The sequence below is a fragment of the Clostridium sartagoforme genome (genome assembly GCF_039521405.1).
Classification (GTDB): domain Bacteria; phylum Bacillota; class Clostridia; order Clostridiales; family Clostridiaceae; genus Clostridium; species Clostridium sartagoforme.
The window spans coordinates 12,938-25,534 of record NZ_BAAACH010000020.1 but is presented as its reverse complement, the minus strand read 5'-3'; the positions used below and the strand labels follow the sequence as shown (position 1 = coordinate 25,534).

The following is a 12,597-nucleotide window of genomic DNA, read 5'->3' as shown; positions in this document are numbered from 1 at the left end:
AAAAAACTTATAGGAGGGTTTAATATGTTACAAACAGTTAAATCAAAAGACGTAATTAATGGGAAATATATAACTATTGAAGAGGCATTAGGCAAAATAAAAACTGGAGATATTATAGTTTCTGCTCTTGCAGCAGCAGAACCAAGAGAAATATTAAGAAATTTGCATAATATATCTGATAGAGTGAAAGATGTTACAGTAACAACATGCTTACCTATAGAAATGGCAGAATATTTTATAAATCCAAGCTATAAAGAATCATTTAAAATGGATGGATGGTTTTATACCGCAGCAATGAGAAAAGCACATGGGAATGGAAATATTTCATTTATACCCAACCATTTACATTTAGCCGCAATAAAAAGATTAGTTCATAAAAGGCCAAATATATTTATAGGAACTGCAACTATGCCAGATAAACATGGATATGTTTCTTTATCCTTAAGCAATGTATATGAAAAAAGAATGATAGAGGAAGCAGAGTTAGTAATTTTAGAGATAAATCCAAACTATCCAAGAACCTTTGGAGATGTAGAGGTTCATATAAATGATATAGATTATATGATAGAAACAAATTATGATGTTCCAGAACTTTTAGATGTTGAGCCAAATGAAAAAGATTTAAGGATAGGTAAGTTTATATCAGATAGGATTAATGATGGTGATTGTATTCAACTAGGAATTGGTGGAATACCTAATGCAGTTGCAGCTTCATTAGTTAACAAAAAGGACTTGGGAATTCATACGGAAATGTTTACAACAGGTATGATGAAACTTGTAAAATCAGGTGCAGTAAATGGCAAAAATAAAAATTTATATAAAGGAAAACATATAGCAGCTTTTGCTCTTGGAACAAAAGAATTGTATGACTTTATAAATGATAATCCATCAGTTATGATAATGGATGGACATTGGACAAATGATCCATATATAATTGGATTAAATGATAATCAAGTTTCTATAAATACAACAATAGAAATAGACTTAACAGGACAATGTGCGTCAGAATCAATAGGAACAATACAATTTAGCGGAACTGGTGGACAAGCAGATACAGCAATAGGAGCACAAAGATCAAAAAATGGACGTTCTTTTATAGCTTTGTATTCAACAGCTATGGTTAAAAATAAGGACACTGGTGAAAGAGAAGAAATATCGAAAATAGTTCCATTTTTAAAACCAGGGGCAGCTGTAAGTTTATCAAGAAATGATGTTGATATGGTTGTTACTGAATATGGAATAGCAGAATTAAGAGGAACTACTATTAGTGAGAGAGTTTATAGATTAATAAATATAGCTCATCCAAAATTTAAGGAAGAACTTTTAAATAGTGCAAAGAGGCTAGGTCTAATTTAGAAAAGTTTAATTGGGGGTGTTAATATGCCTTTTATAAAATATAATGAAAAAAACATTTATTATGAAGTTCATGGAGAAGGAGAAGTTATAGTAATTTTAAATGGTATAATGATGTCACATATGAGTTGGAAAGCTTTTATTCCAGAACTCAGTAGAAATAATAAAGTTGTACTTTTAGATTTTCTAGATCAAGGAAAATCAGACAAAATGGATAGCTTATACAAACAAGATTTACAAGTTGAAGTAGTCAAGGCAGTAATAGATAAACTAGAATTAAATAAAATTAATTTATTCGGAATATCCTATGGAGGAGAAGTAGCACTTCAATTTGCACTAAAGTACAAAAATTTATTAAATAAATTAATATTATTTAACACTACAAGTAACACAAATTCATGGCTCCAAGATATTGGAAGAGGATGGATTAATGCAGCGGAAACAAAAGATGCAGAAACATTTTATAATGTAACAATACCAATAATATATTCACCAAGTTTTTATAATAAAAATATAGATTGGATGAATAAAAGAAGAGAAATTTTATATAAAGTATTTAAAGAAGACTTTCTTATATCGATGATAAGACTTATAAAAAGTGCAGAAGGATATGATGTTAAAGAAAAGCTAAATAAAATTGATATAAGTACATTAATAGTAAGCAGTGAATATGATTTTATAACTCCAGTTGCAGAGCAGGAGGATATTTACAAAGGTATTCCTAATTCCCAATATATATTAATAAGAGAATGTGGGCATGCATCTATGTATGAAAAGCCTAATGAATTTATTAACATATTAAAAGGATATTTATTTGTTGAGAAAGAAATAAAAATAGTATAATATAGTAATATAAAGAATGTAAGGGAGTACTTACTATATAACTAAACTGCTGAAAGGGAGAAAAATAATGAAATACAACAATGATACAAGTAAAAAGATAATGAAAGTGGCATTAAAGTTATTTTCTGAGCAGGGATATTATCCGACTACAACAAAGCAAATAGCAGAGGAAGCAGGAGTAAATGAATTAACTATTTTTAGGCATTTTGGGTCAAAAAGTAACTTGTTTCAAGTAACTACGGAACATTATGTAGTAGATTCTCATGTTGATTATATATTAAATGATACAGAAGAATTAAATTTTGAAGATAGTATGATGTTAATTTCAAAGAGAATTTATGATTTACTTGTTCAAAATACTAAACTTTATAAAGTTCAAATGAAGCTTGCAGATAATGAAAAAGATTTTGTTAAACTTAAGCTTTCAAGAAAGTTAATAAGTGTTCTTATTGAATACTTTATAAAATTAAATGAAGAAAATATAACAAAGGGAAATCCGGAGATAATGGCTGTAACATTAATTAATAGCCTTTTAGGAGCATTTACAGTTGAGCTATTAAGTGATAACACCATAACAAAAATATCATGGGAAGATTTAGTTAAAGAACATACAAGACAATTTATTGCATTATATAAATTATAATCAATATTCTACAATTAGAAATTCATACAAAATTTAAAAAATATATTAATAAATAAAATTAATTAATCTTACTCCAAAAGGAAGGATTAATTTTTTTAAAACAATATGTAAGTAAGTACTTACAAATATGGAGGGTTAAAATGTTAAGATTAGAAAATAAAATTGCTATAGTTACAGGAGCATCTCAAGGAATTGGAAGATGTATTGCAGAGACCTTTGCTAGAGAAGGAGCTAAAGTAATAGCTGTTGATATGAATAAGTTACCTTATGAAAATAAGAATATATATGGATATGAAGTAAATGTTACAGATAGAAATGGAATAAAAGTATTTTTTGATACTATAATAGAGAAATTTGGACGAGTAGATATTTTAGTTAATAATGCAGGAATAACTAGAGATGCATTAATTCAAAAAATGACAGAAGAAATGTGGGATTTAGTTATAAATGTTAATTTAAAGGGATTATTTAATATTGCACAATTAGTAGGACCTCACATGATGGAACAAGGGATAGGTTCAATAATTAATATAGCATCTATAGTTGGTGAGTATGGTAATGTTGGACAAACTAATTATGCTGCAACAAAAGCAGGTGTAATAGGAATGACAAAGACTTGGGCTAAGGAATTTGCAAGAAAAGGGGCAAAGGTAAGAGTTAATTCAGTAGCACCCGGCTATATAAATACAGATATGATGAAAACTGTACCAGAAAAGGTATTAGAGAATATGAGAGGAAAAACTATGCTTGGAAGACTTGGAGAGCCAGAGGAAATTGCAAATGCAGTTTTATTCTTAGCTAGTGATGAATCATCATATATAACAGGACATAATTTATCAGTTAATGGTGGAATGAGATTGTAGGAGGATGAATATGAGAGATGTAGTTATAGTATCAGCAGTAAGAACTCCAATTGGAAGTTTTGGAGGAAGTTTATCTAAGTTTACTGCTGTAGATTTAGGAGTATTTGCAGCTAAGGAAGCTATAAAGAGAGCAAAGATAAACCCAGAAGAAATAAATGAAGTATTAATAGGAAATGTTCTTGGGAGTGGGCTTGGGCAAAATATAGCAAGACAAATATCAGTAAAGTCAGGAATTCCAGTTGAAGTACCAAGTATGACATTAAATAAACTTTGTGGATCAGGGCTCAGATCAATTACCTTAGCAGTACAAGAAATCATGCTAGGAGATGCTGATGTGATTTTATGCGGAGGAACTGAAAGTATGAGTAATGCCCCATATATAATTCCTTCAGCTAGGTTTGGACAAAGAATGGGACATGGGAAATTAGTAGATACGATGATAGAAGATGGATTAACAGATGCTTTTAATAAATATCACATGGGTATAACAGCAGAAAATATAGCAGAAAAATGGAACATATCAAGAGAAGAACAAGACAAATTTGCAGTAGAAAGCCAAAGAAAGGCAATAGAAGCTCAAGAGTTAGGAAAATTTAATGAGGAAATAGTTAAAATTGAAATTCCAAATAAAAAGGGAGAACCTAGTATATTTGATAAAGATGAGTATATAAAGCCAGGTGTAACTTTAGAGAAATTAAGTAAGTTAAAAACTGCTTTTAAGAAAGATGGTACTGTAACGGCAGGAAATGCATCAGGAATCAATGATGGAGCAGCTATTCTTATAGTAATGAGTAAAGAAAAAGCAGATAATTTAGGATTAAAATCATTAGCAACGATAAGAGGATATGGTTCAGCGGGAGTAGATCCATCAATAATGGGCTATGGACCTGTGCCAGCAACTAGAAATGCTTTAAAAAAGGCAAATTGGACAGTAAAGGATTTAGATTTAATTGAAGCTAATGAAGCCTTTGCAGCACAATCAATTTCAGTAGTCAATGATTTAGAATTAGATTTATCTAAAGTTAATGTAAATGGCGGAGCAATAGCATTAGGACATCCTATAGGTTGTTCAGGTGCCAGAATAGTGGTTACATTACTTCATGAAATGCAAAGAAGAGATGCTAAAAAAGGATTAGCCACACTTTGCATAGGCGGAGGAATGGGAACTGCAATATTGGTTGAAAGAGAGTAATAGGAGGATAGGATTAATATGAAAGGTAAAACTATAAATGAAATAAATTTAGGAGATAAATCTAGTTATAGCAGAACAGTATGTGAGGCTGATGTAATTTTATTTGGAGGTGTGAGTGGTGATTTAAATCCAGCACATTTCAATGAAGAATATTCTAAAGACACTATGTTTAAGGGAAGAATAGCTCATGGTATGTTATCAGCTGGATATATATCAACTGTTCTTGGAATGCAGCTTCCTGGTCCAGGAACTATATATCTTTCACAGGAATTAAAATTTACATCTCCAGTTAGATTTGGAGATACTATAACAGCAACAGTGGAAGTTATTGAAAAATTAGAAGAAAAAAATAGAATAACTCTTGAAACAATTTGTACAAACCAAAGAGGCGAAGTTGTAGTTAAAGGAAAGGCTGTAGTAATGCCTCCTAAATAATATTTTTACAACTTATATATAGTCTTTATAAAAATATCCTAACATTAGGGGGAAAGACATGGAACTTTTAAATAAATTATATGAACTTGCTAAAGAGAATATAAAGAAGATTGTTTTACCAGAAGGAGAAGAGGAAAGAACTATATTAGCTGCTAGTAAAATAAAAGATATAAATGTAGCACATCCTATATTAATTGGTAATTATGAAACTATTTTAAATAAGGCAAAAAAATTAAATGCAGATATTGATGAAATAGATATAATAGATCCAGAAAAATCAGATAAACTTCAATATTATATAGAGAAGTTTTACGAGTTAAGAAAAAATAAGGGAGTGACTATAGAAAAAGCTAAGAGCATAGTTAGGGATCCACTATATTTTGGTACAATGATGGTAAAATGTAATGATGCAGATGGAATGGTATCGGGAGCAATTCATACAACAGGAGATTTATTAAGACCGGGGCTTCAAGTAATAAAAACTTTAAAAGGTGTTTCAGTAGTATCAAGTTTCTTTATAATGATGGTTCCTAATTCATGTTATGGAGAAGAAGGGATGTTATTATTTGCTGATTGTGCTGTAAATCCAAATCCAGATTATAAAGAACTTGCAGAAATAGCAATAGCAACAGCAGATACAGCAAGAAATGTTTGTAAAATAGAGCCAAGAGTTGCAATGTTAAGTTTTTCAACTATGGGATCAGCAGATCATGAAACAGTGGAAAAAGTAAGAATGGCAACAGAACTAGCTAAGAATATGAGACCAGATTTATTAATTGATGGAGAATTACAGCTAGATTCTGCAATAGTACAAAAAGTTGCAAAGCAAAAAGCACCAAATAGTAGTGTAGCTGGAAGAGCTAATGTTTTAATATTTCCAGATTTGCAATCAGGTAATATAGGATACAAACTTGTACAAAGATTTGCTAATGCTGAAGCTATAGGACCGATATGTCAAGGGTTTGCTAAACCTATAAATGATTTATCTAGAGGGTGCTCAGTAGAGGATATAGTAAATGTAGTAGTTTTGACTTCTGTACAATCCCAATCAAAAATTACATTGTAGTAGAGGTGAAGATAAAATATGAAAATACTAGTTATTAATTGTGGAAGTTCATCATTAAAATATCAACTAATAGAGATGAATACTGAGGAGGTTATGTGCCAAGGTTTAGTTGAAAGAATTGGCTTAGCTGACTCTGTATTAACTCATAAGAATCCTATTGGAAAAAAGTATGTTGTAAATGGAAAATTCACAAATCATAAAGAGGCTATTAATATAGTTCTGGAAACATTGCTTGATAAAAAATATGGTGTTATACAAGATATAAATGAAATTTATGCTGTAGGCCATAGAGTAGTTCATGGTGGAGAAAAATATTCTAATTCAGTTCTTATAGATGATGAAGTTTTATGTCATTTAGAGGAATGTATAAAATTAGCACCAATTCATAATCCACCTAATATAACAGGAATAAAAGCATGTAAAGAATTAATGCCAAATACTCCTATGATAGCAGTATTTGATACTTCATTCCATCAAACTATGCCACAGGAAGCTTATATATATCCTATAGAGTATAGTTTGTATGAGAAATATGGTATAAGAAAATATGGATTTCATGGAACTTCTCATAAATATGTTTCACAAAAGCTTGGAGAAGTATTAAACAGAGATATTAAAGATATGAAAATAATTAGTTGTCATTTAGGAAATGGGGCTAGTATATGTGCAATAAAAGATGGTAAATCTATAGATACTTCTATGGGCTTTACTCCTCTTGCTGGAATAGCTATGGGAACAAGATGCGGTAATATTGATCCATCAATATCCACATTCTTAATTGAGGAGTGTGGATATACGCCAGAAGAAGCAAGTGATTCTCTTAATAAAAAGTCAGGAGTATTAGGGATATCTGGAGTTAGTTCAGATTTTAGAGATTTAGAAAAATCTGCATTAGAGGGAAATAGAAGAGCAAAATTAGCTTTAGATATTTTTTATTACAGAATAAGAGGTCAAATAGCTGCTTATGCTGCACATATGGGTGGAGTAGATGCAATTATCTTCACAGCAGGTATAGGTGAAAATTCAAGTATAACAAGAAAATCTTGTTTAGAAGGAATGGATTTCTTAGGAATAAAAATTGATGATAAGTGGAATGACGTAAGAGGAGAGATAGTTGAAATAAGTACTGAAGATTCTCAAGTTAAAGTATTTGTTATTCCAACTAACGAAGAACTAATGATAGCAAATGAAACATTAGAAGTTCTAAATAATATTTAGCTCTCAATACTTATATATAAAAGGATGTAGATATATAGTTTTATTAGATAACTAATAAAAACCCCTTAAACTACATCCTTTATTTTTACTTATAAATTAAATTAGTATTTAAACTTAATATTTAGCTTTTAATATCTGTATATTAAGTTTTAGATGTTTACCATTGTCCAGGATATGCAATAACATTGACTGTAACAGTTCTTCGACCAAAGGCAAAGCATTCTTCATTGGAATTCATATAAACATCTATTTTATTTCCTTTAATTGCTCCACCTGTATCAGAAGCAATAGCATAGCCATAACCTTCAACATAAACTTTAGAACCTAAAGGAATAACGCTTGGATCAACAGCAACTGTACTTAATCCATTAGGATCGCGGACAGGCTTAAGGCCCATTATAGTAAGTCCATGTCCGGTATAAGCTGTTGCAATCATAGAATATGTGGATAAATATTCACTGGAATTTCCCACTGAATTGGAAGTTGCCTGATCACTTTCGCTTAAAGAAATTATATAATTACCAGAATCAATAGCAGCATTTACTAAATCTATGACATAATCACTGTTAAGTTGAGGTAACATATATTGTAGTGTATTAATAGCATTTTGAATTTCTGAAATTGATGAGGAATCTGAGTTTATAATTGACAATGGATAAGAAACTAAATTTTCCTCATTTGCTTCAATTATAGCCATAATCTCATCTTTTCTTGAATTTAATTCATCTAAAAGCTTTTGTTGATTTTCTTTTTTATTATTTACTTCATTTAAATTAGTTTCAATAGATTTTTTTAATTGAAGCAAATTATCTTGTTTTTTTTGGATTTCATTTGCATCTTTATCAAGAGATTCTCTTTTCTCATTTACTTCTAAAATCATTTCTTTATCTACTGAAATTATTTTACTCATAGTTTGAACTCTATCAAACATATCAAATATATTTTCAGAAGTTATTAAATAAACAATCATATCTGTAGCCATATTACTTTTATACATGGAACGAACACGTCCATCAATATTTTTTTGCTTGTCCTCAATTTCTAGCTTTGCTTCCTCAATTTTATGGTTGATAGTTGTTATTTCATTTTCAGTATCTTGGATTTCAGAGTTATTTTCATCTAGCTTAGAATTAAGAGCTTCTATTTCAATATTTAATTTAGCTATTTCAGTGTCTAGCTTTAAAACATCCTCATCTAATTGTTCATATTTAACTTTATTATCTTGGATAACTTGTGTTTCCGAAGAATTAGGTTCTGCAAATGCTATATTAGTATTATTTAAAAGTAACAATAATACCATGCTTGCAGATAATAAAGTTCTTTTTGCCAAAATATACACCTCCAATTAAAATCAAGCAAAGGCTACATTCAATTATATGGAATCCATCATATAATATTCTTTGATATTTTATATCCTACAATAAATATCAAAGATTGGCAAGTTTGTAATAGAAAAGTCACAAAGCAATTTATTAGCGAATAGTGAAAGAGTGAAAAGTTAAGGATTTTTTTCTCAACTATTTCACTCTTTCACTTTTTCATTCTTTCATTTGCAATGGGTTTTATTTCATAAGTTTAACTAATATTGCTTTTTGAACATGAAGTCTATTTTCAGCTTCTTCAAAAATCGTATTTGAATGCTTTTCAAGGATTTCTTCGGTTATTTCTTCTTCTCTATGAGCAGGTAAACAATGTAGTACAATAGCATCATTCTTGGCAAGAGTCATAAGTTCAGAATTAACTTGATATCCTTTAAAAGCCATCATTCTTTCATTAACCTCTTTTTCTTTTCCCATACTTGCCCAAACATCAGTAATTACTACATCTGCATCTAGAACAACTTCTCTCGGGTTATTAACTATTTTAAAAGTTAAATCATTATTTTTAGCGATCTCATTACCTTTATTTATATAATAATCTGTTACCATATAGTCATCAGGTATTGCTAACGAAATATTCATTCCAACAGTCAAGCAGCCAATAATAAGAGATTGAGCCATATTATTTCCATCTCCTATATAAGCAACTTTTAATCCATCTAAAATATTTTTCTTTTCTCGTATAGTCATTAAATCAGCTAAAACTTGACAAGGGTGTTCGTCATCTGTAAGCCCATTTATTATAGGAATATTTGAACATTCAGCTAAACTTTCTACTTCATTTTGAGAGAATGTTCTTATCATTATTCCATTTAAATACCTAGATAATACCCTAGCTGTATCTTGGATAGGTTCCCCACGTCCAATTTGTAAATCATTTGAACTTAAAAATAATGGGTAACCTCCAAGTTGATACATACCAACTTCAAAAGAAACTCTAGTTCTAGTCGAAGATTTCTCAAAAATCATTCCAAGTGTTTTTCCTTTAAGATGATGATGTTTAATATTATGCTTTAATTCATATTTTAATTGATCCCCAAGATTTAAAATATCAAGAATTTCATCTTTAGATAAATCCTCCATTTTTAATAAGTCTTTATTCATTAAAAGCCCCCCTTTTTTTAATTAACAATTAACGATTAACAATTGATATAAAATGCGAAGCATTTTTCAGTTCACAGTTCACAGTGCACAATTTACAGTTTTCAGTTTTTGGAATAAAGTAACAGAGAACAGGGAATATGCTACACTTAACTAAGTTTTAAATTTTCCTCATCAATTATTTTTTATCAATAACGTAATTAATTATTAATTTAAATTCTTAATATAAGTTGGCGAAGGTAAATAGAATATGTGAAATAAGCATATAGTGAGAAACTAGAAGTACTTGGTGAAGGAAGAACTACTATGCCTTAGTGTTGTTGGTTTGTCTGAGCGCAGCGAGTTTAACCAAAACTCTTGGCATAGTAGTTCTCCGAGCCTAGTACTTCTTTGCGTAGCTATTTAGCTTATGAAACATGTCTATTTATCGTAGCCTTTATATTCTGAATTTTTTATAGTTGTGAATTAAATAAAAATTGATTTTAGTATTTCCACTGCTTTCTTAATTTCATCTTTTGTTATTACAAGAGGTGGAAGTAGTCTAACTACGTTTTTACCAGCAGTTAGTAGTAGAAGCCCTTTTTCTAAGGCTTTTTGTTGTATTTCTGATGATGGTATTTCTGTTTCTATTCCTATCATCAGTCCTTTGCCCCTTATATCTTTAATTAAATTAGAATTTATATTCTTTAGTGAATTCATAAGATATTCACCATTTTCGGTGATTTCATTTAATTTCTCTTGAGTACATATATTGTTCAAAACTACTAATGCACCAGCACAAGCTACTGGATTTCCACCAAAGGTTGTACCATGATCACCAGCTTCGAAAACATTTGACAAATTTTCATTACATAAAAATCCTCCAATAGGTAATCCAGCTCCAAGTCCTTTAGCTATAGTTACAATATCAGGCTTGATATTGTAATGTTCATATCCAAATAGCTTTCCAGTTCGTCCTATTCCACATTGAACTTCATCAAAAATCATAAGAATGTCCTGTTTGTTGCATATTTTATAAACTTCATTTACAAATTCATAGTCAAGGGGATAAACTCCACCTTCACCTTGAATTGATTCCATAATAACTGCACAAACATCATTAGAAAGCTTTTCTTTAAAATCTTCTATATCATTTGCACTAAAGTAGTCAAAACCTTCAACAAAAGGGAAGAAGTAGTTATGAAATTTATCTTGTCCAGTAGCAGTTAAGGTTGCTAATGTTCTTCCATGAAAGGACTGTTTTAATGTTAATATTTTATTTCTTTTATTTCCATACTTATCAAAGCTATATTTTCTAGCTAATTTAATAGCACCTTCATTTGCTTCAGCTCCAGAATTGCAAAAGAATACCTTACTCATATCAGATAGACTAGTTATTTTATCAGCCAGATTTAAAGTTGTTTTATTTAAAAATATATTTGATATATGTTGTAGAGTAGAAGCAGCATTACTAATGGCTTCAACCCATTTTGAATTACAATAACCAAGACTATTTACACCAATTCCACTTGTAAAATCTAAATATTCATTGTTTTTATCATCATAAAGAAAACATCCATTTCCTTTAATTAAATTTACAGGTAGATATGAGTAAGTAGACATTAAAGATAAATCAGTTGACATATAAAAACCTCCTAATATATCATTGTTCCTATACCTTCTTTTGAAAGAAGTTCTAATAGTATTGAGTGGGGAAGTGTGCCATCTATTATATGTGCCTTTTTCACTCCCATTCTTACAGCTTCTACACAGCAATCTATTTTAGGAATCATTCCATTTTTAATTATTCCATCCATTTGTAGTTTTTTCACTTCATGTGGTTTTAAGGATGATATTAATGTAGATTCATCACTTGGATCTATCATTAATCCAGGAACGTTTGTTAATAAAACTAATTTCTCAGCTTTTAGTGCCGAGGATATTTTTGAAGCACAAATATCAGCATTTATATTATATACTTGAGTACAATCTTCACCTATTGCAATTGATCCAATTACAGGAATATAGCCAGATTCAATAGCTGTATTTATAATATTTATGTCTATACTAGTTATTTCTCCAACATATCCAAGATCAACAGATTTTTCTATTTTTTTAGCTTTAATAAATGATCCATCCATACCACAAAGGCCAAGTGCTTTTCCCCCTGTGCTTTCTATTAAGCTAACTAAGTCTTTATTAACTTTCCCACCTAAAATCATTTTTACAATTTCTACAGTTTCATTGTCTGTATATCTAAGTCCATCAATAAACTTACTTTCTTTTCCTATTTTATTTAAAAATTCTGAAATATGTGGACCTCCACCATGAACTATAACTGGTTTTATACCAACACATTGAAGTAAAACAATATCAGTTGCTACACTTTTTCTAAGCTCATCACTTGTCATTGCATTTCCACCGTATTTTATTACAACTATTTTTCCAGATAAAGATTGAATATATGGTAGTGCTTGTGTTAATACTTTTGCATGTTCAATGTAGTTCAAAATATACACACCTTT

12 protein-coding genes are annotated in these 12,597 nt (G+C 29.9%); 8 read left to right on the top strand and 4 right to left on the bottom strand.

Annotated features, from left to right (window positions below; all coding sequences use genetic code 11):
- Positions 1-24: 24 nt before the first annotated feature.
- From ABDZ60_RS09950 to ABDZ60_RS09915, 8 genes are all read left to right on the top strand, one after another.
- A complete protein-coding gene (locus ABDZ60_RS09950; protein ID WP_047001747.1) occupies positions 25-1,356 on the top strand; it encodes an acetyl-CoA hydrolase/transferase family protein in 1,332 nt (443 codons plus the stop codon).
- A 24-nt stretch (positions 1,357-1,380) separates the two neighbouring features.
- Entirely contained in the window at positions 1,381-2,196 is an 816-nt protein-coding gene (locus ABDZ60_RS09945) for an alpha/beta fold hydrolase (RefSeq protein WP_047001746.1), read from the top strand.
- Between the two features lie 67 nt (positions 2,197-2,263).
- The gene (locus ABDZ60_RS09940) at positions 2,264-2,839 is read left to right on the top strand and encodes a TetR/AcrR family transcriptional regulator (RefSeq protein ID WP_047001745.1); all 576 of its coding nucleotides are present in this window, start codon (positions 2,264-2,266) and stop codon (positions 2,837-2,839) included.
- Between the two features lie 140 nt (positions 2,840-2,979).
- Entirely contained in the window at positions 2,980-3,702 is a 723-nt protein-coding gene (locus ABDZ60_RS09935; protein ID WP_047001744.1) for a beta-ketoacyl-ACP reductase, read from the top strand.
- Positions 3,703-3,712: 10 nt separating this feature from the next.
- Positions 3,713-4,894: an acetyl-CoA C-acetyltransferase gene (locus tag ABDZ60_RS09930; RefSeq protein ID WP_047001743.1), complete on the top strand. Its 1,182-nt coding sequence runs from the start codon at positions 3,713-3,715 to the stop codon at positions 4,892-4,894.
- 18 nt (positions 4,895-4,912) lie between these two features.
- Positions 4,913-5,329: a MaoC family dehydratase gene (locus ABDZ60_RS09925; RefSeq protein ID WP_047001742.1), complete on the top strand. Its 417-nt coding sequence runs from the start codon at positions 4,913-4,915 to the stop codon at positions 5,327-5,329.
- 58 nt (positions 5,330-5,387) lie between these two features.
- Positions 5,388-6,395, top strand: a complete 1,008-nt coding sequence (pta, locus tag ABDZ60_RS09920; protein ID WP_047001741.1) for a phosphate acetyltransferase — start codon at positions 5,388-5,390, stop codon at positions 6,393-6,395.
- Between the two features lie 18 nt (positions 6,396-6,413).
- A complete protein-coding gene (locus ABDZ60_RS09915) occupies positions 6,414-7,613 on the top strand; it encodes an acetate/propionate family kinase (RefSeq protein WP_343777874.1) in 1,200 nt (399 codons plus the stop codon).
- Positions 7,614-7,770: 157 nt separating this feature from the next.
- Here ABDZ60_RS09915 and ABDZ60_RS09910 read toward each other — a convergent pair whose 3' ends face one another.
- The 4 genes from ABDZ60_RS09910 to argB form a co-directional block, all read right to left on the bottom strand.
- A complete protein-coding gene (locus ABDZ60_RS09910) occupies positions 7,771-8,952 on the bottom strand; it encodes a 3D domain-containing protein (protein ID WP_425544853.1) in 1,182 nt (393 codons plus the stop codon).
- Between the two features lie 223 nt (positions 8,953-9,175).
- On the bottom strand, positions 9,176-10,096 hold the full coding sequence (argF, locus tag ABDZ60_RS09905) for an ornithine carbamoyltransferase (RefSeq protein WP_343777870.1): 921 nt from the start codon (positions 10,094-10,096) through the stop codon (positions 9,176-9,178).
- A 462-nt stretch (positions 10,097-10,558) separates the two neighbouring features.
- A complete protein-coding gene (locus tag ABDZ60_RS09900) occupies positions 10,559-11,716 on the bottom strand; it encodes an aspartate aminotransferase family protein (RefSeq protein WP_343777868.1) in 1,158 nt (385 codons plus the stop codon).
- A gap of 11 nt (positions 11,717-11,727) precedes the next feature.
- On the bottom strand, positions 11,728-12,585 hold the full coding sequence (gene argB / locus ABDZ60_RS09895; RefSeq protein WP_343777908.1) for an acetylglutamate kinase: 858 nt from the start codon (positions 12,583-12,585) through the stop codon (positions 11,728-11,730).
- Positions 12,586-12,597 lie beyond the last annotated feature (12 nt).